The 22,957-nt window shown below is 68.1% G+C and carries 21 protein-coding genes; 12 read left to right on the plus strand and 9 right to left on the minus strand.

The annotated features are described in order from the left end of the window. Positions 1-6: 6 nt before the first annotated feature. Positions 7-2,073, minus strand: a complete 2,067-nt coding sequence (locus AC5JDC_RS13810; protein ID WP_495841894.1) for a mechanosensitive ion channel family protein — start codon at positions 2,071-2,073, stop codon at positions 7-9. Positions 2,074-2,216: 143 nt separating this feature from the next. Next, the gene (locus AC5JDC_RS13815; RefSeq protein ID WP_495841896.1) at positions 2,217-5,966 is read right to left on the minus strand and encodes a response regulator; all 3,750 of its coding nucleotides are present in this window, start codon (positions 5,964-5,966) and stop codon (positions 2,217-2,219) included. 194 nt (positions 5,967-6,160) lie between these two features. Between AC5JDC_RS13815 and AC5JDC_RS13820 the strand changes: the two genes are divergently transcribed. Further along, positions 6,161-6,400, plus strand: a complete 240-nt coding sequence (locus AC5JDC_RS13820) for a hypothetical protein (RefSeq protein ID WP_106775066.1) — start codon at positions 6,161-6,163, stop codon at positions 6,398-6,400. 102 nt (positions 6,401-6,502) lie between these two features. Further along, the gene (locus tag AC5JDC_RS13825) at positions 6,503-7,555 is read left to right on the plus strand and encodes a dipeptidase (protein ID WP_495841898.1); all 1,053 of its coding nucleotides are present in this window, start codon (positions 6,503-6,505) and stop codon (positions 7,553-7,555) included. A gap of 194 nt (positions 7,556-7,749) precedes the next feature. Here AC5JDC_RS13825 and AC5JDC_RS13830 read toward each other — a convergent pair whose 3' ends face one another. Then, positions 7,750-8,913 carry a M20 aminoacylase family protein gene (locus AC5JDC_RS13830; protein WP_495841900.1) on the minus strand — a complete coding sequence of 388 codons (1,164 nt, stop codon included), beginning with the start codon at positions 8,911-8,913 and terminating at the stop codon, positions 7,750-7,752. Between the two features lie 195 nt (positions 8,914-9,108). On the opposite strand from AC5JDC_RS13830, the gene AC5JDC_RS13835 reads away from it, so the two are divergent. Together AC5JDC_RS13835 and AC5JDC_RS13840 are read left to right on the plus strand one after the other, a co-directional pair. Further along, positions 9,109-10,272 (plus strand): D-alanyl-D-alanine carboxypeptidase family protein, encoded by a 1,164-nt coding sequence (locus tag AC5JDC_RS13835; RefSeq protein WP_495841902.1) that lies wholly within the window; start codon positions 9,109-9,111, stop codon positions 10,270-10,272. 10 nt (positions 10,273-10,282) lie between these two features. Beyond that, the gene (locus tag AC5JDC_RS13840; RefSeq protein WP_495841904.1) at positions 10,283-11,398 is read left to right on the plus strand and encodes a CobW family GTP-binding protein; all 1,116 of its coding nucleotides are present in this window, start codon (positions 10,283-10,285) and stop codon (positions 11,396-11,398) included. 284 nt (positions 11,399-11,682) lie between these two features. Here AC5JDC_RS13840 and AC5JDC_RS13845 read toward each other — a convergent pair whose 3' ends face one another. From AC5JDC_RS13845 to AC5JDC_RS13865, 5 genes are all read right to left on the minus strand, one after another. After that, entirely contained in the window at positions 11,683-11,925 is a 243-nt protein-coding gene (locus tag AC5JDC_RS13845; protein WP_495841973.1) for a sulfurtransferase TusA family protein, read from the minus strand. Further along, on the minus strand, positions 11,922-13,181 hold the full coding sequence (locus tag AC5JDC_RS13850; protein ID WP_495841906.1) for a L,D-transpeptidase family protein: 1,260 nt from the start codon (positions 13,179-13,181) through the stop codon (positions 11,922-11,924). Before AC5JDC_RS13850 ends, AC5JDC_RS13845 begins: the two co-directional genes overlap by 4 nt. 196 nt (positions 13,182-13,377) lie before the next feature. Beyond that, on the minus strand, positions 13,378-14,328 hold the full coding sequence (locus AC5JDC_RS13855) for an acetyl-CoA carboxylase carboxyltransferase subunit alpha (protein WP_106775071.1): 951 nt from the start codon (positions 14,326-14,328) through the stop codon (positions 13,378-13,380). An 87-nt stretch (positions 14,329-14,415) separates the two neighbouring features. Next, complete coding sequence (locus AC5JDC_RS13860; RefSeq protein WP_495841908.1) at positions 14,416-15,327, minus strand: site-specific tyrosine recombinase XerD; 912 nt, start codon at positions 15,325-15,327, stop codon at positions 14,416-14,418. Continuing rightward, positions 15,324-15,485: a hypothetical protein gene (locus AC5JDC_RS13865; protein WP_495841910.1), complete on the minus strand. Its 162-nt coding sequence runs from the start codon at positions 15,483-15,485 to the stop codon at positions 15,324-15,326. Before AC5JDC_RS13865 ends, AC5JDC_RS13860 begins: the two co-directional genes overlap by 4 nt. A 147-nt stretch (positions 15,486-15,632) precedes the next feature. Here AC5JDC_RS13865 and AC5JDC_RS13870 point away from each other — a divergent pair, with 147 nt between their 5' ends. From AC5JDC_RS13870 to sugE, 5 genes are all read left to right on the plus strand, one after another. Further along, a complete protein-coding gene (locus AC5JDC_RS13870; RefSeq protein WP_106775091.1) occupies positions 15,633-16,241 on the plus strand; it encodes a shikimate kinase in 609 nt (202 codons plus the stop codon). Further along, positions 16,231-17,352: a 3-dehydroquinate synthase gene (aroB, locus tag AC5JDC_RS13875; protein ID WP_495841911.1), complete on the plus strand. Its 1,122-nt coding sequence runs from the start codon at positions 16,231-16,233 to the stop codon at positions 17,350-17,352. Before AC5JDC_RS13870 ends, aroB begins: the two co-directional genes overlap by 11 nt. Continuing rightward, the gene (locus tag AC5JDC_RS13880; protein WP_495841913.1) at positions 17,349-18,233 is read left to right on the plus strand and encodes a transporter associated domain-containing protein; all 885 of its coding nucleotides are present in this window, start codon (positions 17,349-17,351) and stop codon (positions 18,231-18,233) included. Before aroB ends, AC5JDC_RS13880 begins: the two co-directional genes overlap by 4 nt. Before the next feature lie 132 nt (positions 18,234-18,365). Then, positions 18,366-19,115 (plus strand): F0F1 ATP synthase subunit A, encoded by a 750-nt coding sequence (locus AC5JDC_RS13885; protein ID WP_495841915.1) that lies wholly within the window; start codon positions 18,366-18,368, stop codon positions 19,113-19,115. A 140-nt stretch (positions 19,116-19,255) separates the two neighbouring features. Further along, positions 19,256-19,576, plus strand: a complete 321-nt coding sequence (gene sugE, locus AC5JDC_RS13890; protein WP_106775077.1) for a quaternary ammonium compound efflux SMR transporter SugE — start codon at positions 19,256-19,258, stop codon at positions 19,574-19,576. A gap of 249 nt (positions 19,577-19,825) precedes the next feature. Here sugE and AC5JDC_RS13895 read toward each other — a convergent pair whose 3' ends face one another. Further along, the gene (locus tag AC5JDC_RS13895; protein ID WP_495841917.1) at positions 19,826-21,523 is read right to left on the minus strand and encodes a caspase family protein; all 1,698 of its coding nucleotides are present in this window, start codon (positions 21,521-21,523) and stop codon (positions 19,826-19,828) included. 332 nt (positions 21,524-21,855) lie between these two features. On the opposite strand from AC5JDC_RS13895, the gene tolA reads away from it, so the two are divergent. The 3 genes from tolA (at position 21,856) to AC5JDC_RS13910 (ending at position 22,948) form a co-directional block, all read left to right on the plus strand. Continuing rightward, a complete protein-coding gene (gene tolA / locus AC5JDC_RS13900) occupies positions 21,856-22,227 on the plus strand; it encodes a cell envelope integrity protein TolA (RefSeq protein WP_495841919.1) in 372 nt (123 codons plus the stop codon). Between the two features lie 95 nt (positions 22,228-22,322). Further along, positions 22,323-22,556: a type II toxin-antitoxin system Phd/YefM family antitoxin gene (locus AC5JDC_RS13905; protein WP_495841921.1), complete on the plus strand. Its 234-nt coding sequence runs from the start codon at positions 22,323-22,325 to the stop codon at positions 22,554-22,556. Continuing rightward, positions 22,553-22,948, plus strand: a complete 396-nt coding sequence (locus tag AC5JDC_RS13910; RefSeq protein WP_495841923.1) for a type II toxin-antitoxin system VapC family toxin — start codon at positions 22,553-22,555, stop codon at positions 22,946-22,948. The genes AC5JDC_RS13905 and AC5JDC_RS13910 overlap by 4 nt, the downstream gene beginning before the upstream one ends. Positions 22,949-22,957 lie beyond the last annotated feature (9 nt).

Here is a 22,957-nt window from a genome sequence, read left to right on the forward strand (position 1 = left end):
CGCCAGCTACTCGCCGGCGGCTGCGAGTTCCGTAGCCTTGCGCCGCCGCCGGCGCGTCTCCTGGGCGGCCGCGGCGGTCGCCTCTTCCGCCCCGCCGGAAACCTGGACGGTCGGCGTCGCCAGCTTGATGCCGTTCTCGTCGAAGGCCTTCTTGATCATCATCAGGGCCTTGCGCTTGATGGTGAACTGCGTGCCGGGCTTGGTCATCAGCTTCATGCGCAGCACGATGCCCGATTCGCCGAAGCTGTCGACGCCCTGCATCTTCAGGGGCGAGAGCGTGTTTTCGGCGAACTCCGGGTCCTGCGCCAATTCCTGGCCGATCTTCTTGACGATCTTGCGCGCCTGCTCGACGTCGGAATCGTAGGTGACGGTGAGCGTCATCTTCTCGATCACCCAGTCGCGGCTCATGTTCTGCACGGCGCCGAGCTGGCCGAACGGCACGGTGAAGATCGGCCCGCGCTGGTGGCGCAGCCGCACCGAGCGCAGGCTGAAGCCTTCCACCGTGCCCTTGTAGCTGCCGCTCTGGATGTACTCGCCGACGCGGAAGGCGTCGTCGAGCATGAAGAACACGCCGCTGATGATGTCCTTCACCAGAGTCTGCGAGCCGAAGCCGATGGCCACGCCGAAGATGCCGGCCCCGGCGATCAGCGGGGCGATGGCGATGCCCATCCCGGAAAGGATGGTCAGCACCGCCACGATGGCGATGAAGACGCCGAGCGCGTTGCGGAAGATCGGCAAGAGGGTCCGCAGCCGGCCGCGGCGCGCCATTTCCTCCGGCGTGCCGCCCTGCTCGGCAGTCACCTCCATGCGATGGGCGATCAAGGCCTTCGACAATTGCCACAGGAGGTCGGCGACGAGCAGGATGATGATGCCGTTGAGCAGGCCGCCGACGACGCGGCGGGCGGTTTCGCTCTCGCCGACGGCGGCGGCCGTCAACTGCCAGACATAGGCTAGCCAGGCGACGGCAAGCGCGATCACCAGGGCGCGGGCGCCGCGCACGATGAGCACCCGGGTGATCATCGCCCAGAGCGTGGTGCTGCCGTGGCCCCCGGCGAGCGTGTCGGCAATGCGGCCGACGCCGGAGACCGCCTTAGGCAGCAGAAGGGCGTAGATGCCGAGCCACAGCAGGCCGACGAGCTCGGCGACCCAGACGAACCACAGGATGATCAGGTAGAAGGTGAGCAGCCATCCCTTCATCGGCGAGGGCACGGTGCGGAAATGCGGACGGCGCCACACGCAGTCGATCGAGACGGCAAGCAGCCCGAGGCCGAAGGCATAGGCCACCAGCTGCCGGGCCTCGCGAGTGAAGCCGAGCGACGGCATCAAGCTGGCAACCGCCCAGCCGGCGAGGAAGATCGCCGCGAACATCTGCACGCGGGAAAACCAGAAGCGGGCGCTCGCATCGTCGGTGTCGACCATGCGCGGCGGACAGGCGGGATCGGCGCCCTGCGGCGACAGCAGCTGCCGGGCGACGGTGCGAACGAGCCGGAAGAGGATGACGGCGGCAAGAAAGGTGAGGACCACCTTGCGCAGGAGCGGCGGCCAGTCGAAGGCGAGGAAGAGGCCGGCGCTGGCCAGGGTGAACACGAGCAGCGGAACGAGATCGGTCAGGAGCCGCAGCGGCTGTTCCGCCGCGCCGCCCGGGGCATCGCGCCTGGCCCGGTGCAGCAGGTGGCGGAACAGCCGCTCGGCGCCGTAGCCGACCGCGATCAGGACGGCGAGAATGAACAGCACCGTGCCCGGGCGGCCGGAGTTGACATCGGCGGAAGCCGCGCGGGTTGCATTGGCGAGCTGCTGGGGGAAGCTGACAAGGGCGGTCTTCAGCGCGCCGATATGGTTGCGGATGCGCGCCTCGACCTCGGTCAGGCCGTCGGCTGCGGGGGAGCTTTCGGGGGCGGCCGGAGCGGCGGGGCGCGACTGCAGCCAGGACTTGACGTCGGGGTCGTTCAGGAGATCGAGCAGTTGCTTGACTTTTTCAGGCGGGGGCGCGGCGTCCGCCTGCTGGGCGAGCGCGCCGGCCGGCATAGCAGCCAGCATCAGCAACGCCGCCGCTACGGCGACGACGATCCGCACCAAACCGCTCCTCATAACTCCTCCGCAAGTCGCAGCCGCCGGCGAAGCGCCGTGGCCCTGCCTCCAGCATGGCACAGAAGAATGACGGAAGCATAGAGCGGGCTTCGGTGTTCAGGGACGCGCCGGCCGCCCGGGCCGGGTGTTCAGCCCAAGGCGGCCTGATCCTGCCGGCCTGCGACGATGCCGGCCCATCTGGCGATCTTCTCCTGCAGCGCCTTGGGGCTGATCGGCTTCGGCAGGTAGTCGTCCATGCCCGCCTCGAGGCAGCGCTCGCGGTCGCCCTTGAGCGCGTGCGCGGTGACGCCGATGATCGGCGTGTGGCCGCCGCGCTCGGCCTCCAGCGCGCGGATGGCGCCGGTCGCCTCCATGCCGTTCATCTCCGGCATCGACACGTCCATCAGCACCATGCGCGGGCGGCCGTCGCGGACCGCCTCGACCGCCAGGCGGCCATTGCCGACGATTTGGAAGGTCATGCCCGTCTCCGACAGTATCTGGGTGAAGACAAGCTGGTTCACCTCGTTGTCCTCGGCGACCAGGATGTCGACCCGGTGCACGGCGGACGGCGTTTGCAAGGCGGCGGAGGGGCTTGCGTCCGGCTCACTCGGCCCGGCCTCCGCCGCCGGAGCCGCCGGAGCGGCCATCGGCCGGGGCTCCGGCGCGACGGGTCCGCGGCGGTGGCGGCCCCTCTGGATGGTGGTCACGAGCGTCTCCAGCAGGAGCGACGAGCGGGCCGGCTTGGTGAGCTGCGCGTCGATCAGCAGGTCGCGCACCGCGGCCGTCCCGAGCGACTGGTCAACGGAGGTCAGCATGACGATCGGCGTCTGCGCGAAGGCCGTGGTCGCGCGGATGGCGCGCGCCATGTCGAGGCCCGACATGCCCGGCATCTGGTAATCCAGCACCAGGCAGTCGACCGCCAGTCCGAGGCGCGATACCCCCCGCAGCACCTCCAGCCCTTCGGCTCCGCTCGAAGCGGCGCAGGCGTCGAACCGCCAGCTCGCCATCTGCTCGAGCAGGATGGCGCGGTTCCCCGGATTGTCGTCGACGACGAGGATGCGCGCGCCGGTGACGTCCACCGGCACCCATTTCGGCTCGCTCAGCCGTTCGGCGAAAGGCAGCCGCAGCGTGAACCAGAATGTCGAGCCCTTGCCCTCGGCGCTATCGACGCCGATCGAGCCGCCCATCATCTCGACCAGGCGCGAGGTGATGGCGAGGCCAAGGCCCGTGCCCTCGTGCCGGCGCGTCGAGGACGCATCGACCTGGCTGAATTTCTCGAACACGAGGTCGCGCTTGTCGGCCGGAATGCCGATGCCGGTATCGGTGACGGCGATGCGCAGGCCGCCGTCCCCGTCGGCGACCGCTTCCACCAGGACGTGGCCCGCCTCGGTGAACTTGATGGCGTTGCCGACGAGGTTGGTGACGATCTGCCGGATGCGGCCGACGTCGCCGACATAGGTCTCGTTGAGGTCGGGAGCGAGGCGGACGATCAGCTCCAGATCCTTCTCCTTGGCGCGCGTCGACAAGAGCGTGGCGACGTCCTCGATCGCCTCCGGAAGGTTGAACGGGGCCGGGTCGAGCACCAGCTCGCCCGCGTCGATCTTGGAGAAGTCGAGGATGTCGTTGATGATGGTGAGAAGCGCGTTGCCGGACTTTACGATGATGTCGGTGAAGGTCTTCTGCTTCGAATCGAGCTCGGTGCGCGCCAGCAGCTCGGCCATGCCGAGCACGCCGTTCATCGGCGTGCGGATCTCGTGGCTCATATTGGCGAGGAATTCCGACTTGGCGCGGTCGGCGAGCACGGCGCGCCGCTCGGCCTCGCGCAGCTGTCCCTCGCGCCGCTTCTGTTCCGTCACGTCGACGGTCGAGCCGATCAGGTAGAGCGAGCCGTCGGAGGCGGTGAACGCACCCTTGCGGGCGACCTGGTGGCGCAGCGAGCCGTCCGGCGACGTCACTGTCTCCTCGATCTCGCGCAGCTCGCCCGAGGCGAAGACGGCGCGATCGGCCTCGGCGAGAAGCTCGCCGTCGGCGCCGAATATGTCGACGTCGGTGCGGCCGATGGCGAAATCCTTGGAGAAGCCGGTCAGGTCGCACCAGCCCTTGTTGACGTAGGTGAGCTTCAGGTCCTCCTTCTTGGCGTAGATGGCCACCGGGACGTTGTCGATCAGGCCGCGGAAGACCTCGTTCTCGCGCAGGCTCTCCCTGAGCAGCGCCTCGCGCCTCTTGATGTCGGTGATGTCGGTGCTGGAGCCGCAGACATGCACCGTGCCGTCGCCGGCGACGACGCGGCTCTTGCGCGTCATCAGCTGGCGCACGGTGCCGTCGAGATGCGTGACCGCCTCCTCGGTCTCCACGACGCTGCCGCTCGTCACCACGCCGGCATCGTCGGCGGAGAAGCCGTCCGCCTCGCCGACGCCGAACAACTCGCGGTCGGTGCGGCCGACGGCCTGCTCGGCCGTGAAACCGGTCAGCGCGCACCAGGCCTTGTTCACATACTCCACGGTGAGGTCGGCGGCTTTGATGTTGGCGGCGACCGGCAGCTCGTCGAGGACGTGGCGGAACAGCTCGATCTGCCGCATCGATTCGTGGAGCGAGCGCTCGCGCTCCTTCATCTCGGTGACGTCGAAATAGGAGACCAGCCGCTTGCCGCCCGACAGCGCGGTGACGGAATAGACCATGGTCTTGCCGTCGGCGCGGGCGAATTCGCGCGGCGCCACGTCGCCCGCCCGGATCTCGGCGGTGCGCGAGGCCACGTAGGCCTCCCATTCGCCGTCGGCGACTTCGTAGATGCCGTTGTGGCGGTTGATGTCCATCAGCGCGCGGAAGGGGGAGCCGACCGCCACCGAGTCGGGCTCCAGGTTCCAGATGACGTAGAACGCCTTGTTGATGATCTCGGCGTTGAGGTCGGCGCCGAGCAGCACCACGCCGAGGTCGAGCGAATCGATCGTGCGCTGCAGGTCGGAGAGCAGATATTCGCTCTGCCTGTTCGCCGCGTCGAGGGCGGAGCGCTGGTTCTCCAGCTCGGTGATGTCGGTGCAGATGCCGACCGTTCCGCCGGCGTCGCTCGGCAGATCGCGATGCATGATGGTGCGGCCGTCGGCGAAGCGGATCATGATCGGTGCCTGCGAGCGCGCCAGGCGGGTCGACAGCACCGCCTCGCGCCACTGCGCGGCCGGCACTCCGCCGGTGTTCCAGATGCCGCGCCGCAGTCCCTCGTCGACGAGCTCGGCGAAGGCCAGGCCGGGCTGGATCACATCCTCCAGTCCGCGATACATGGCGACCATCGACGCGTTGAACAGCCGCAGCCGGTCCTGCGCGTCGTAGTAGCAGAAGGCGTCCGACATCACGTTCAGCGCCGACATCATGTGACCGATGTTGGCACCGACGGCCATCGTCGCGGTGTCGCCGTCGGCATGATCGTCGGATTCGTCCAGCGCCTGCACGATGCGCGTGATGTTGCGCGCGGTGCCGCGGTATCCGAGGAAACAGCCGGTGTCGTCGAAGCGCGGAAACCCCGTCACGGAAATCCAGCCGCAGTCCGAGCGGGCGCCCCTGAGCGCGTAGACGAAGTCGCGGAAGGGGCGGCGCGCCTGCAGGTCGTCGAGATGCTGCGCGGCCCGGCCGCCGCTGCGCTCGTCGGAGTTAAGGAAATCGAAGCGGAACCGGCCGAGCACGTCGGCGGGATCGATTCCGGTGATCTCGCGATAGCCGGCCGACAGCCAGGAGAAGCGCAGGTCCGCATCGGTCTCCCAGACCCAGTCGGCGCCGGCGCGGATCAACTCCTCGGCTTCCATCGCCGGGAGATCCAGGGCGGCGCAGCCGCCTTCGCCAGCCAGGACGGCCGCCGACGGAGTGTCTTCCACCGAGGCGTTCGGGCCTCCCCCTTCATCGTGCTTCATCGTCGTGCAGCCCCGTACAGGCGAATTTCGTCCGCCTCTCTTCCCCGCGCGAGTATCGGCGGCAAACGCTTAAGGATTGGCTAACCATATCGCCGGTTTCCGCCGCCGGTTCCCGCAAGGGTCGGAGCGGGTTGCCTCGGCGCCGCCGAGGATCGATGATGCCGGTGCGATACGGATCGACGGGAGCGACTGGAATGGCAACGACAAGACCGATCGCCACGGCGCCTGCGGACGGGACGAAGGTGCGGATCGTCTGGACGGACGCCGACGGCCAGGAGAACGAATCGATCGGACAGTACCGCTCGCTGGAGCGGATGCGGCAGACCGGCGGCGACTGGGACGAGGGCGACGCCGGCTGGTGGGTGTTCGTGGACGGCTCGACCCAGAAGAAGGTGTCGCCGCATTCCTGGATCAGCGGCGAGGACGAGGATTAAACCCCTGGCGCGGCCGACGACCGCGGACAGTCCCACCGGACGGGCTTGCGGATGCCGCGGCAACGATTAGCCTGATGCCGCCATCTCATCCGAAGGATCTCCATGCAGCGCGTGTTCGACGGCCACAACGACGTCCTGCTTCGCCTCTGGCGGCGCGAGAGGGAAGGGTTCGACCCCGTCCGCGACTTCATCGACGGGTCGCCGTTCGGCCATATCGACCTGCCCCGCGCGCAGGCTGGTGGCCTGGCGGGCGGATTGTGCGCGATCTACATTCCCTCCGACGACCTGCAGATGAAGGCGCCGGGGCCGGACGGCCGCTACGACACGCCGCTGCCGAGGCCGCTGGAGCGCGCGCCATCGCTCGACATAGCGCTGCAGTTCGCCTCGATCGCCGTCCGGCTGGCACATTCCGGCGGCTGGCGGCTCTGCCGCTCCACGGCGGAGATCGAGGCGGCGATGCGGGACGGGATCTTCGCCGCCGTGCTCCACCTCGAAGGCTGCGAGCCCATCGATCCCGATCTCGCCGCGCTCGACGTGCTGCATGCCGCCGGCCTGCGCTCGCTCGGGCCGGTGTGGAGCCGTTCCAACATCTTCGGCCACGGCGTGCCGTTCGCCTATCCGCGCAGCCCCGATACCGGCCCGGGCCTCACCGAGGCCGGCAGGCGGCTGGTGCGCGCCTGCGACCGGCTCGGCATCCTGGTCGACCTGTCGCATATCACCGAAAAGGGGTTTTGGGATGTGGCGGGAATCACCGACCGGCCGCTGGTGGCAAGCCACTCCAACCCGCATGCGCTGGTGCCGGTGGCGCGCAACCTCACAGACCGCCAGCTTGATGCCATCCGCGCGAGCAACGGCCTGGTGGCGCTCAACTTCGCCGTCACCATGCTGCGGCCGGACGGCCGCGAGGATGCCGCCGTGCCGCTCGACGACATGGTGCGGCATATCGACCATCTCGTCGGCAGGCTCGGCATCGACGGCGTGGCGATCGGCTCGGATTTCGACGGCGCCACCGTGCCGGCCGAGATCGGCGACGCGGCCGGGCTGCGGAAGCTGGTCGCCGCATTGGAGCGGGCGGGCTACACCGGCACGGACCTCGACAAGATCTGCCGAGGCAACTGGCTGCGAATATTGCGCTCGGCCTGGCGGGAGGGGTGATGAATTCCGCCGTATTGTACCCCCACCCCTAACCCCTCCCCACAAGGGGGAGGGCGCTTTGCGGCCGCCGTGCCGCGGAAAACCGTTGATGGTTGATGTTTGGCGGAGATGCAAGCCGGTCCCGCTCCCCCTTGTGGGGAGGGGTTAGGGGTGGGGGTAGCTCGCGGGCGATTATCCGGCGCCGGCCCTCGTCGTCACGCCGCCAGTGACGCCTCCGCCAGCCTGACCCAGTAGCTCACCCCGTGCGGGATGACCTCGTCGTTGAAGTCGTAGGCGGGGTGGTGGAGGTTGGCGCTGTCGCCGTTGCCGATGAAGATGAAGGCGCCGGGCCGGACCTCCAGCATGTAGGAGAAATCCTCGCCGCCCATCAGCGGCTGGATGGCGCGGTGGACATGCGGATCGCCGGCGATCTCGGCGGCGACGTCGCCGGCGAACACCGCCTGCTCGGCGTCGTTCACCGTCACCGGGTAGTTGGCGTCGTAATCGATCGTCACGGTCACGCCGAAGGTCGCGGCGATGCCGTCGCAGACCGCCCTCATGCGCTGCTCGGCGGCGGTGGCCACCTCCTTGCGCAGGGTGCGCACGGTGCCGGCGATCTGGGCATGCTCGGGGATGACGTTGTAGGCGTCGCCGGCATGGAACTTCGTCACCGTGACCACCAGCGCGTCGACCGGGTCGGTCGAGCGCGAGACGATCGTCTGCAGCGCCACGACGAGCTGGCTGGCCGCCACGATCGGGTCGATCGCCTTGTGCGGCAGCGCGGCATGGCCGCCGCGGCCCTTGACGGTGATGGTGAATTCGGCGGTCGCGGCCATGATAGGCCCCGGCTTGATGGCGAACTGGCCGACCGGCAGGCCGGGCATGTTGTGCATGCCGAACACCCTTTCGATGCCGAAGCGGTCCATCATCCCGTCGCGCACCATGGCGAGGCCGCCTGCGCCGCCTTCCTCGGCCGGCTGGAAGATCACCGCCACCGATCCGGCGAAGTTGCGCGTCTCGGCGAGGTATTTCGCCGCGCCGAGCAGCATGGCGGTGTGGCCGTCATGGCCGCAGGCATGCATCTTGCCCGGCGTCTTCGATGCGTAGGGCTTGCCGGAGGTCTCGCTGATCGGCAGCGCGTCCATGTCGGCGCGCAGGCCGACCGTGGCACCGTCGCCCAGCCGGCCCTTGATGACACCCACCACGCCGGTGCGGCCGATGCCGGTCGCCACCTCGTCGCAGCCGAAGGCCGCAAGCTTCTCGGCGACGAAGCGCGCCGTCTCGAACACGTCGTAGTTGAGCTCGGGGTTCTGGTGCAGGTGGCGGCGCCAGCCGGCGACCTCGTCCTGCAACTCGGCGGCGCGGTTCAGAATCGGCATGTCGCAGTCCCACTTCCGTTCGTTGTTTCAGCAGCGCAGCTTGCCGCCGCCCGGGCTTTGCCATTTTGACGTCACATAGACTAAATAGCACCGAATGATGTCCCGGCGTCGCGAACGCGTCGCCAGCCGTCGCGCGATGCGACGGACAAGCTTATTGACCTATGCTCGATCACGGCAAGAGGCTATTTCGGAACGATGATCCGACGCACTCTCCTCATTTCCGCCTTGCTGGCCGGCATGGCCGCCTCGACCGCGCTGCACGTCGCGCCGGCCGCGGCCAACCCCTCCATCCTGTTCGACCCGGCCACCGGGCGGGTGATCGAGAGCGACGACGCCTTCCACCGCTGGTATCCGGCCTCGCTCACCAAGCTGATGACGACCTACGTCGTGTTCCGCGCCATCCAGTCGGGCGAGCTGACGTTCTCCTCGCCGGTGCGCATCTCCAAGAAGGCGTCGGAACTGCCGCCGAGCAAGATGGGCTACAAGCCGGGCTCGGTGCTGACTGTCGACAATGCGCTGAAGATCATCATGGTGAAGTCGGCCAACGACGTCGCAATGTCGCTCGGCGAGAGCGTCGCCGGCTCGCAGGCCGCATTCGCCGAGATGATGAACGCCGAATCGCGGCGGCTCGGCATGACCGATTCGCACTGGATCAATCCGCACGGCCTGCATGACGACGGCCAGTACACCTCGCCGCGCGACCTGGCGCTGCTGTCTGTCGCGCTGCGCCGTGATTTTCCGCAATATTCCGACTATTTCTCGATCGAGGGGCTGCTTGCCGATGGCAAGGAGGTTCCCAGCCACAACAATCTGCTCGGCCGCTACGACGGCGCCGACGGCATGAAGACGGGTTATACCTGCCCGTCCGGCTTCAACCTGGTCGCGTCGGCCAGCCGCAACGGCCGCACGCTGATGGCGATCGTGGTCGGCGGGGAATCGGTCGAGGCGCGCGACGAGAAGGCGGCCGACCTGCTGTCGCGCGGCTTCGCCGCGGCGCCGGGCAGCGGCCCGTCGCTGGCCGAGCTGCGGCCGGCATCCGCCGCGCCGAACCTGCCGGTCAACATGTACGACCAGCTCTGCTCCAAGGAAGTGCGGGCCGCCAGGGCGAAGAAGGACAAGGAGCTGCGCGAGGCGATCAAGGCCGGCCGGGCCGTCAGGACAGTGCCGATCTATTCCGCCGAGCTGCCGCGGCCGCGCCGGCTCGTCTCGGTGAGGCTGGGCGGCGCCCAGGGCCCTGTGCCGAAGGCGGTGGCGGAGGCGCAGGCCTATGCCGACGTGCCGATCCCGACCTGGCGTCCGGACATGCCGGTGCCGGGACTGCGCACCGCCGAGCAGGGCGACGGCGCGACCATACGCTAGGCATGCCGCGGTGAGCCCATATCCGATCCCCGTCTCGGTGCTGACCGGCTTCCTCGGCGCCGGCAAGACGACGCTGCTCAACCGGCTGCTGCGCGATCCCGAACTGAAGGACACGGCCGTCATCGTCAACGAGTTCGGCGAGGTGGCGATCGACCATCTTCTGGTCGAGCAGGCGTCGGACGGCGTCATCCAGCTTTCCGACGGCTGCCTGTGCTGCACGGTGCGCGGCGAGCTGGTCGACACGCTGGCCGACCTGATCGACCGGTTGCAGACCGGCCGGATCGAAAAGCTGGCGCGTGTCGTCATCGAGACGACAGGCCTCGCCGATCCGGCGCCGGTGCTGCAGTCGATCATGGCGCATCCGGTGCTGGTGCAGGCGTTCCGGCTCGATGGCGTGATCACGCTGGTCGACGCGGTCAACGGCGCGGCGACGCTGGACAACCATGTCGAGGCGGTCAAGCAGGCCGCGGTCGCCGACCGGCTGGTGATCACCAAGGCCGACCTGGTGGCGGATGCCGCCGCCGTCGACGCCCTGCGCGGGCGGCTCAGGGCGCTCAATCCGAACGCGGCGATCCTCGACGTGCAGGGGCCGGAGGCGGGCGCTGCCGGCCTGCTCGCCTGCGGCCTCTACGATCCCGCCAGCAAGACCGCCGACGTCAGGCGCTGGTTGGGCGAGGCGGCGGAGGATGGTCACGATCACGACCACGGTGCCCATGGGCATCACCACGGCCATGACCACCATCACCATCATGACCAGCGGATAAAATCCTTCTCGCTGGTGCATGGGCGGCCGGTACCCTATGCGGCGATCGAGATGTTCCTCGACCTTCTGATGTCGGTGCATGGCGACAGGCTGCTGAGGATGAAGGGCATCGTCGAACTCGCCGAGGATCCGTCGCGGCCGCTGGTCGTGCACGGCGTGCAGAAGACGCTGCACCCGCCGGCGCGGCTGCCGGCCTGGCCGGACGGCCCGCGCGGCGTGCGCCTGGTGCTGATCACGCTCGACATGCCGGAGGATTATGTCCGCCGGCTGTTCGCCATCGTCACCGGGGAGCCGGCGGTCGACACTCCGGACCGGGCCGCGGTCAGGGACAATCCGCTGGGGATTCCGGGTTTCATGCGGTGAGCGGCGCGGCCAGCATCAGGGGGGTGCTTCGCGCCAAGGCAGGGCCTGAACTCTGATTTTTCGGCCTGCAAGCCCCCCTCTCCGTCTCGCCCTTCGGGCTCGACACCTCTCCCCCGCTTCACGGGGGCGAGGAACCCAGGCTGGAAAAACGCCGCCCGCGCGGCAGCGGTTCCTCGCCCCCACGAATGTGGGGGAGAGGTGTCGAGCCCGAAGGGCGAGACGGAGAGGGGGATCACGGCACAGCGTCCAAAGGCACACTTAGAAGCTGCACACGCCGTCCCGCCTCACCCCCGCTCGATCAGAAACCGGTGGCCCGCAGCCGTCCGCTCGGTGCGGACGAGCCGGTGGGCGTGCTCCTGGCAGAAGGCGGGGATGTCGATGGCGGCGAGCGGGTCGGTGGTCTCGACCCACAGCAGCGCGCCGGCCGGCATGCCGGCCAGCCGCTTGCGCGCCCTGAGCACCGGCAGCGGGCAGTTCAGCCCCTTGAGGTCGTAGACCCCGGCCGTCTTCTCGCTTTGCAGGATCAGCCGCCGAACAGGTTGGTGAACCGCTTGCCGACGCGGCTCAGCATGCCGGGCTGCTCGGCCACGGGCGCGGCCACCGCGGTGGGCATGGGGTCGGTGGGAACGGCGGCCGGAGCGGGTTCTGGAACCGGCGCTCGCGCCGCCTGCTCGGCGGCGAGCGCCGCCGCCTTGGCGGCGGCCTTTTCTTCCGCCTGTTTCTTCTTCTCGGCCTCGGCGGCCTCGATCGCCGCCATCTTTCGGCCGGCCGGCGAATCGACGCGGCCCATGCGCGTGGTGGTGTTGACGACGCCGCCGTCTGCGGTCAGCGACGGCGGCTCCATCGTCACGCGCTCGCCGCGGGCCCGCTTCTTCGTCCATTCGGAAACCAGCCTGGCTTCCTGGATGCCCATGATGGTCGGCTTGGGCGCCACCGGCTTTGCCCCGACGGCGCTGCTGAAGGCGGCCTCGTAGCTGGTCTGGTAGGACTGGTAGGCCACCTTCAGCGAATCGGGCTGGGTGAAGGTCGGGCAGGCGCCGGCCGCCGAGAACGTGGCGTTCGGGTCGGTCACCGCGTTGAAGACGTAGCGCTTCTCGCAGATATCGACCTTGGGCGGCACCTTGGTGATCTCGAAGTGGTCGTAACCTTCCTTGAGGTTCTTCCAGAACGCGTAGTTCGGATCGTCGCGGTAGCGCGCCATGTTGGCGGCGGTCATGCGGAAGGGGTAGGACTGGATCTGGAACTCGGTCTGGCCGCCGCGGAAGGAATCGCGGGCAAGCGCGTAGATCTCGGTCATCTGCGCGTCGTTCATCGAGAAGCAGCCGGACGAGGAGCAGGCGCCATGCACCATCAGGTTCGAGCCGGTGCGGCCGTGCGCCCGGTCATAGGCGTTGGGGTAGCCGATGTTGAAGGCCAGATGATAGCGCGAGTTCGGGTTCATCTGCGCCGGGCGCACGTGGTAGAAACCTTCGGGCGACTGCCGGTCGCCCTCGATGTATTTCGGCCCGAGCTTGCCGGACATCTTGCAGATATCGTAGGAGGCAAGCAGGTCGTAGCGGCCGTTCGACTTCTGCTTCCAGATCTCGACCTTGTTCTCTTCCTTGAAGACGCGCGCCACGATCGGCGCGCTGCGGGCCATGCCCTTGGCCTGCATCACCTTGACGAGCTTCTGCGGGACAGGCGCCTCGGCGTGGCCGCCGGCCACGTTGAGCGTCGACTCTGTACAGCCGGCCGCGCCCAAGGCGGCAACGAGCAATCCGGCGCGGAGCAATCTGGCAATCATCGGCATCGGTATCGGCGTCAATCCAGTCACATCCCGCCCGGCGGCATATCGCCGCCAGAGCGTCAGCCGGACCTTAGGTCGGTTAACCTTGAAATTTGATTACTGCAAGTCTTAACCAAGGGCCCGGCAGCCCCTTCATCGCAGGAGACTGTCGCCACATTTGTGGCGAAATCCTGTCGGCGGGCGACAGACGCAATCAGAGGCTGCGGCCGATCGCCAGATATTTCTCGCGGCGGTGCTCGCGGAAATCCATGTTGGAACCGGCGAATTCCGCCAGCGCCTTGGCGATCGTGTCGCCGGCGGCGGCGATCACCGTATCCGGGCTGCGATGCGCGCCGCCGGTCGGCTCGGCAATGATGCCGTCGATGATCTTCAGGTCGAGCAGATCCTGGGCGGTGATGCGCATCGAGGTGGCGGCGTCCTTGGAGCGCGTCGAATCGTGCCAGAGGATCGAGGCCGCGCCCTCCGGCGAGATCACCGAATAGATCGCATGCTCCAGCATGTAGACGCGGTTGGCGGTGGCGATGGCGATGGCACCGCCCGAGCCGCCTTCGCCGATGACCACGGAGACCGACGGCACCTTGAGCCCCAGGCAGGCCGAGGTGGAACGCGCGATGGCCTCCGCCTGGCCGCGCTCCTCCGCATCGATGCCGGGATAGGCGCCGGCGGTGTCGACCAGCGTCACCAGCGGGATGCCGAAACGGTCGGCCAGTTCCATGATGCGCACCGCCTTGCGGTAGCCCTCGGGGCGCGGCGAGCCGAAATTGTGCTTGAGCCGGCTCTTGGTGTCGGAGCCCTTCTCCTGGCCGAGCAGTGCGATCGGCTGGCCCCTGAAGCGGGCGAAGCCGCCGATGATCGCGTGGTCGTCGCCGAAGGCACGGTCGCCGGCCAGCGGCGTGAAGTCGGTGACCAGCTTGTCGACGTAGTTCAGGCAGTGCGGCCGGTCGACGTGACGCGCCACCTGCACCTTCTGCCAGGGCGTCAATGCCTTGTAGATGTCGCGCAAGGCGTCCTTGACGCGCTTCTCGAGCCGGGCGATCTCCTCGGCGACATCGACCGCCTCGCCGCTTTCGGCGAGCTTCTTCAGCTCGATGATCTTGCCTTCCAGGTCCTGGATCGGTTTTTCAAAATCGAGGTAATTGTACATGCGCTCTCGGACTGACGAGCCTGTCGGGAAGGGCCGGTGACCCCGGGCGGGCGGGCTCAGCGCCGCAAATGCGGCCTCCACATAGCGTCAGCTTGGCGCGTCGGCAAGCGGGTGATGCTCGTTGACCAGGCGCATAAGCCGTTCTTCCAGCACATGGGTGTAGATTTGCGTGGTCGAGATGTCGGCATGGCCGAGCAATTGCTGGACGGCGCGCAGGTCCGCGCCGTTCTGCAGCAGATGGCTGGCGAAGGCATGGCGGATGACGTGCGGCGAGATTTTTGCCGAGGCGATGCCGGCCCGCGCCGCCAGCGCCTTCAGGTCGCGCCCGAACACTTGGCGCGGCAGATAGCCGGTGTCGGAGGCGGCTGGGAAGAGATGCGGGCTTTCGGCGAAGGCGGGGTTGGCGGCGCGCCGGGCGAGCCAGCCGCGCATGGCGCTGCGCGCCTTCTGCGACAGCGGCACCATGCGCTCCTTGTTGCCCTTGCCGGTGACGATGAAGAAGCGATCGTCGCGGGTCGCCACGCTCAGCGGCAGGCCGACCAGCTCCGACACGCGCAGGCCGGTGGCGTAGAGCACCTCGACCAGCGCATGCATGCGGGCGGCGCCTGCATCGTCGGGACGCTCGGCCGCCTCCGCCGCGGCGCGGTCGAGCAGGCGCGAGGTCTCGGCCTCGCTCATGGTTTTCGGCAGCGGCCGATCCCTGCGCGGCGCGTCGAGCGTCCCGGTCGGGTCGTCGGCGCGAAGACCCTCGGCATAGAGGAACTTGAAGAACTGCCGCAGCACCGACAGCTTTCGCGCCTGCGACGTCGCGGCGAAGCCGCGGGCGGAAATGTCGGCGAGGTAGTCACGGATGCCGGCGGCATCGGCCTGGGCGAGGCCGCCGATCGCCTCGCCGGCGTCCTCCAAGTCGCGGCGGTAGGAGGACAGCGTGTTGGCGGCGGCGCCGCGCTCGGCGCTCATCATCTCGAGAAAGGCCTCGATGGCGGCGGCGTTCCTCATTGGGTGGGCTGCCCCTTCTGCTCCAGCCGGTCGAGCGCCACCGGCGCGATCATCTCGCCCTGCCGCGGCTCGACGAAAAACACCAGCGCATACATGGCGGCATAAGCCAGCGCCACCGCGACGCCGATGATCATCAGAAAGCGGGAGAGGGTCGGCATGAGCGAATCGGCCCTTGTTCCTTCCGCCGATGCTTATGCGGTGGCGATGCGGCCGCTTCAAGGCCGCCCGCGGCGCCGCATGCTTGCCCATAGCCTTGACGCTACGAGGCTTTTGCTATGGATACGCGCCACGACAGGACGACGGTGATGGCGGCGGAAGCGGCGACATTTCAGGCGGAGGACATTGTGGCGCGGCTCGGCGGCCGGTCGATCGTCTTCGTCGGCCTGATGGGCGCCGGCAAGACGGCGATCGGGCGCAAGCTCGCGACGCTGCTCGGCCTGCCCTTCGTCGACAGCGACCACGAGATCGAAGAGGTCTCGCGCATGACCGTCCCGGAACTGTTCGAGCGGTACGGCGAGCCGGAGTTCCGGGCGCTGGAGCAGCGCGTCATCCACCGCGTGCTGGAAAGCGGCCCGCAGGTGCTGTCGACCGGCGGCGGCGCCTTCATGAACGCGCAGACGCGCGCCTGGATCGGCGAGCAGGCGGTGTCGATCTGGCTCAAGGCGGACGTCGACGTGCTGTTCGCGCGCGTCGCCAAGAAGCAGAACCGGCCGCTGCTCAAGACCGACGATCCGCGCGCCACGCTGGAGCGGCTTATGCACGACCGCTATCCCGTCTATGCGCTGGCGGACCTTACCGTGCCGACGCGCGACGAGCGCAAGGAGGTGATCGTGGGCGAAGTGATCGACGCGCTCGCCGCCTATCTGACGCACAAGTCGGACGGTAAGGGGCAGGGGGACGAGCATGGCCGCTGAACGAACCGAGACGGTGAAGGTGGCGCTGGGCGAGCGCGGCTACGACATCCTCATCGGCCACGGCCTGCTGGCGCGCGCCGGGGCAGAGATCGCGGCGCGCCTGCCCGGCGTGCGCGCGGCAATCGTCACCGACGAGAACGTGGCGCCGCGCCATCTGCCGGCGCTGATCGCGAGCCTCGAGGCAGCCGGCATCGCCGCCACGCCGATCGTGCTGCCGGCCGGCGAGAAGACCAAGAGTTTCGCCTTCCTGCAAGAGGCGGTCGACAAGATATTGGCGGCGCGGCTGGAGCGCGGCGACGTGGTGATCGCGGCGGGCGGCGGCGTCATCGGCGACCTTGCCGGCTTCGCCGCCGGCATCGTCCGGCGTGGCATGAATTTCGTCCAGGTGCCGACGTCGCTGCTGGCGCAGGTCGATTCCTCGGTCGGCGGCAAGACCGGCATCAACACCGCCCACGGCAAGAACCTCGTCGGCGTGTTCCAGCAGCCGCGGCTGGTTCTGGCCGACACCGACGTGCTCGACACGCTGTCGGAGCGCGAATTCCGCGCCGGCTATGCGGAGGTCGCCAAATACGGGCTGATCGACCGGCCTGAGTTCTTCGCCTTCCTCGAGCGCAACTGGCGCGAGGTGTTTGCCGGCGGGCCGGCGCGGATCGCCGCGATCGCCGAATCCTGCCGCGCCAAGGCCGAGGTGGTGGCGCGCGACGAGTTCGAGACCGGCGACAGGGCGCTGCTCAATCTCGGCCACACCTTCGGTCACGCGCTGGAGGCGGCGACGGGCTATGACGGCTCCCGCCTGGTGCATGGCGAGGGCGTGGCGATCGGCATGGCGCTGGCGCATCGCTTTTCCGCCCGCATGAACCTCGCCAGTCCGGACGACGCGGCACGGGTGGAGGCGCATCTCGCCGCCGTCGGGCTGCCCCGGCGCGTCTCCGACATTCCCGGCGAACTGCCGGACGCCGAGCGGCTGCTCGGCTACATCGCCCAGGACAAGAAGGTGTCGCGCGGCGCGCTCACCTTCATCCTGACGCGCGGCATCGGCCGATGCTTCATCGCCAGGGACGTGCCGGCCTCGGAGGTCTTGTCCTTCCTCAGGGAGCATCTCGGCGGATGATGGACGGCGTGCTCATCGGGGCGGGCGGCGCGATCGTCGTCGTCCTGCTGACGCTTCTCCTGCGCCGGCCGCTGCTTGCCGCGTTCGGCCTCAAGCTAGTCGGCAAGGACAGCGCGGGACCGCTGCCGGCGGAGACGAACGGCGCCGCCCGCGAATCCGCGCGCGACGCCGCGCCGGATCAGAAGCCCGACCGCCTTGCCGCCCTGGCGGACCTGCGCGAGCGCGAGGTGTCCGACGTGATGGTGCATCGCACCGCCATGCGCTCGATCAACGCCGACAACCCGACCGAGGCGATCGTGCGCGAGATCATCCAGAGCCCGCACACGCGCATGCCGCTGTGGCGCGGCTCGCTCGACAACATCGTCGGCGTGATCCACGCCAAGGACCTGCTGCGGGCGCTCAGCGAGGTCGGCAATGACCCCTCGCAGATCGATCTGACGAAGATCGCGACGAAGCCGTGGTTCGTGCCCGACACCACCAGCCTGCAGGACCAGCTCAACGCCTTCCTGCGGCGCAAGGCGCATTTCGCCATCGTGGTCGACGAATATGGCGAGGTCGAAGGGCTGGTGACGCTGGAAGACATCATCGAGGAGATCGTCGGCGACATCGCCGACGAGCACGACATCGACGTGCAGGGCGTCAAGCAGGAAGCCGACGGCTCCGTGGTGGTCGACGGCTCGGTGCCGATCCGCGACCTGAACCGGGCGCTCGACTGGAACCTGCCGGACGACGAGGCGGTGACGATCGCCGGGCTGGTCATCCACGAGACGCAGTCGATCCCCGAGGAGAAGCAGGCCTTCACCTTCCACGGCAAGCGCTTCATCGTCATGAAGCGCGAGAAGAACCGCATCACCCGCCTCCGCATCCGCGGGGTGGTGTAGACGCTTTGCCGCACATCGCCGGTGCGACGAATGTTGAACATCGTCTGCCGCTGTAGTAGTCGCCGGCCTGCATAGGACGACCTATGCCGGTGCGCTTCGTCGGGGACGGCCCCATACCCAAGGGGGCCGACGATGGCGGGACCGATCGAGCAATTCGAAATCAAGCCGCTCTACACGATCGGCGAGCTCGGCGGGGCCGAGCTCGCCTTCACCAATTCGTCGCTGCACATGGTGCTGACGGTGCTCGCTGCCGGCGCGTTCCTGCTTCTGTCGACGCGCCACCGCCGCCTCGTGCCGGGGAGATGGCAATCGGCCGCCGAGCTTTTGTACGAGTTCGTCGCAAAAACCCTGCGCGAGAATGCCGGTGAGAAGGGCATGCGCTTCTTCCCGCTGGTGTTCTCGCTGTTCATGTTCGTGCTGGTGGCGAACCTCATCGGCATGTTCCCTTACGCCTTCACGGTCACCAGCCACATCGTCGTCACCTTCGCGCTGGCGATGCTGGTGTTCCTGACGGTCACCGCCTACGGCCTGCTGCGGCACGGGCTCGGCTTCTTCCGGCTGTTCCTGCCGGCGGGCATCCCCATCGTGCTGGCGCCGATCATCATTCCCATCGAGGTGGTGTCCTACCTGTCGCGGCCGATCAGCCACTCCGTCCGCCTGTTCGCTGTGATGCTGGCCGGCCACATCACCCTGAAAGTATTCGCAGGCTTCGTCGTCGCGCTGAGCGGACTGGGCGCGGCCGGCATGGCCGCGGCCGTCCTGCCGCTGCTGATGACCGTCGCGCTGACCGGGCTGGAACTGCTGATGTCGGTCATCCAGGCCTACATCTTCGCCATGCTGACCTGCATGTACCTGAACGACGCGCTGCATCCCGGCCACTAGACCTCGCCTCCGTGCATAGCCGATATGCCTTGAAGGGGCGTGGCGGCGATGCCTATATTCCCGACCAGAGGACGACCTCCCCATTTCGGGAAGCATATCCGGGACGACCCGGCCCCTTTTTCGCAAGGAGGGCCGAAAAAATGGCCTGGATCTATCTCGTCGCCGCCGGAATCCTGGAAATCGTCTGGGCCTACACGATGAAGCAGTCGCATGGCTTCACGCGCCTGGCGCCGACCGTCGTCACCATCGTCACCATGATCGGCAGCTTCGGCCTGCTGTCGATCGCCATGCGCACCCTGCCGCTCGGCACGGCCTACACGATCTGGACCGGCATCGGCGCGGTCGGCGCGTTCCTGGTCGGCATCATGGTGCTGGGCGAATCGGCCAATCCCATGCGCATCGCCGCCGCGGCCCTGATCGTCTCCGGCCTGGTGATGATGAAATTGTCGTCAAGCGCCTGACGCCGGGCCGGGTGCCTGGCTTGGGCCAAGCTGGTCGGCGGGTGCTCTCTCTGGCAGGGCAATCGCATATCAGTTTACCCCCACCCCTAGCCCCTCCCCACAAGGGGGAGGGGGCCGGCTGACTTTTCCGCCAGGTGCCAATCGTCGACGGTTTCGAGTGATATGGCGGCTGCAAATTCCCCTCCCCCTGGGGAGGGGTTAGGGTGGGGGTAACTCAGTCCCGCCGCGGCGGCGCGACCCCGGTGCGCCTCACTCGTCCACGATGATGCGGCCGATGGCGCCGCCGACGAGGCCGCCGACGAAGGCGGCGCCTTCCGGCGAGCCGAGGATGCCGCCGCTCTCGCGCACCGGCTCGCGCTCGACCTCGCGGACGAGTTCGCGCTCGGCCGGCCGCCGTGTCTGCCTGCGCGCGGTCGGCTGCTTGCGCTGCGGCGCCTGCTTGGCCACCTTCCTGGCCTTCTTCGGTTCCTCGGCCGCCTTGGCGGCGGCGGCCTTGCGAGCCTTCTGCCGCTGCGCTTCCGCCGCCTTGGCCTTCTGCCGCTGGTTCTCGGCGGCCTGGCGCTTGTCGCTCTCGTATTGCGCGCGCACCTTCGCCATCAGCGGGTCGGTCTGCACGACCAGCAGCATGTGCTGCCGCGGCGTCAGAAAGGTGGTCTCGGCGATGCCGTTCTGCCGCTGCCAGCCGGCAATGGCACTGCGCGACCTGGGCCCGAGCGCCCCGTCGGCGCCGCCGGTGGCGTGGCCGAGCGCGCCGAGCCGCAATTGCAGGTCGATGCGGCCTTCCCGGTCGAGCGCAAGCTGCGCTTCCGTCTCGGCCGTACCCGGCGCCTGCTTCACCTCGTCCGGGATCGCCACCGCCGTCCTGATCTGCGAAGCGGTGGCGGTCGCCTCGCCGGCCGGCGCGGCGAGGGCCGCGACGTGCGTTCCGTCCTGCCTGAGTTGGTCGATGTTCAGGCTGGCGAGCTTGGCGAAGCTGCCGTTCGGAAACTGCTGCAGGTAAAGTTCGTAATGCGCCACCGTGTTGCGTTTGGAGGCCTCGTCCCAAAGCTTCTGCTCGATCGTCCAGTCGATATCGGATTTTGCCGCGGGCGGCGCCGCGTCGTTGCCGAGGGTGAGCTGCTGTCCGGGTTGCACCGTCGCCTTCGGCGCCGCGCCGCCGAGGAAGAGCTCGCGGGCAAGCGAGGCGTTGTGCCACGGCCGCTGCGCGCCCTTGGTGGCGTCGGAGACCTCGGCACGCACGCGCGTCAGGGCGCTCTGGATTTCCAGGCCGGGCGTCGTCAGGTGCCTGGCAAGCGCCGCGGTGTAGGGGCTGTTGACGTCCTTGCCGTCATAGGCGACGGCGCCGGGATCGGTGGCGTAGGCGATGAGCAGCCCGCCCGAGCCGCTGCTCTCGCCATTGGCCTGCACGGCGGCAAGGCCGGCGCCGAGCGACGACGAGCGGCTCGCCGGCAGGGCGCGGGCCAGCGTGCGCGCCAGCGGGTTGTCGCGGCATGCGTCGAGGATGACGACGGCGACGGCGGGGTCCGGCGGCAGCGCCGACAGGATCTTGTCGATGGCCACCGTGCGCGTCTGCAACTGGGCGGCTTTCTCGAGCTGCGCGTCGACCGGGATCAGATAGTTGTGGCCGTCGACCTGCAGCCCGTGCCCGGCATAATAGACCAGCGCCACCTCGGCCTCGTAGGCCGCCTCGGTGAACTGGTCGAGCAGGGCGTTCATGCCGGCCTTGTCGAGATCGGAGCCCTCGACGACGGTGAAGCCGGCGGCGCGCAGCGTCTTGGCCATCAGCGCGGCGTCGGCCTTCGGATTGGGCAGTGTTACCGCATGCCGGTAGGCGCTGTTGCCGATGACCAGCGCGACACGCTTGCCGTCCGGCGTCGCCCCCGCAAGCTGGCCGACCGACAGCAGCGCGGTGACCAGCACCGCCAGAAATGCAAGCGTCCTGCCCATGGCATCACCTCGATAGCCGACATTGGCCGGCGATCTCGAGAAAGCCGGCTGCCCCAGGCGAATGCGCAAGCAAGTTCTGAAAAGTCGCGGTCCGAACGGCAGATGGTCCGCCAGACCTTATCGTTGCGGCAATTGTAGAGCCGGCGGCCACGGCCCGTCAATCTGGTCTTTGCGGAGCTCGTTGCCGTGGCGCAGCCGGAACGCACCAGCATCGTTGCCGAACAGAGAAGCCGGGAGGACGGACAGGTCTTGAGCCGCAACGCGAGTTTGTTCTGGATTCCCGCCGATCATCCTGCAAAGCTCAAGGGGGCGAATCCGTCTTGAGGCATTGCATGAAAAGATCATCGCTATCCGCCGCCATCTTCGCAGGCGTCCTGCTCGGCTGGAATTCGCCCTCCAGGGCTGAGCCGCTGCAGACGATGGATGCCGTCGGCGCCGCGCTGCAGGCCTGCTGGACGGCGCCGGCGGGCGCCGGGAAGTCCTCGGTCACGCTGAGCTTCAGCTTCAAGCGCGACGGCAGCCTGATGGGGCCGCCGAAGCCGACGGCGATCGCCGTCGAGGGGGACGACAACGCCCGGAAGGCCTTCGTCGGCGCGGCGATCGCCGCCGTGGAGAAATGCACGCCGCTGAGCTTCTCGCCGGCGATCGCCGACGGGATCGCGGGCGGCGTCTATACGATGCAGTTCACGTCGCAGGGCGAATAGCCGTCATCGTTCATCCGTCTTCGGGAATGTGGCCATAGTCATTGCCTATAGTCATATTCCTGCTACCATCGACTCCCATCAGATAGGAGATGGCGATGACGGCGCGCGTGTCGAAATCGAAGTTCAAAGCCAGGGCGCTGGAGTATTTTCGGCAGGTCGAAACGAGCGGCGAATCGATCATCGTGACGGATCATGGCCAGCCGACGCTGGAGATACGCCGCTACATGGCGCCGATGCGCGATCCCCTGGAAATTCTCCGCGGGTCGGTTCTGTACTACGACAGGCCGACGGATCCGGTTGCCGATGACGATTGGGACGCCGCGAATTGATCGTCCTGGATACGCATGCCCTCGTTTGGTGGGTGACGGGTGACGATCGCCTGTCGTCTCGGGCGCGTCATGTCATCGAGCGGGAACAGGCGAATGGCGAACTGCTGGTGTCTTCGATAACCGCGTGGGAAATCGCCATGCTCGTGAGGCGCCAACGTCTGATCCTGTCCATGGATGTCGCCGAATGGCTTGCCGTTGCCAGCGAGCTGGACGCGCTGACATTCGTTCCGGTCGACAACGAGATTGCTGTGAGAAGCACGGAACTGCCCGGTGAGCTTCACAAGGATCCCGCCGATCGGATCATTGTGGCGACCAGTCGCAAGTTTGGCGCGCCGCTCGTTACGGTCGACGAGAAACTGCAGGACTATCGGTACGTGCAGACCATCTGGTAATGGGGTCGG

The organism is Kumtagia sp., assembly GCF_059502445.1.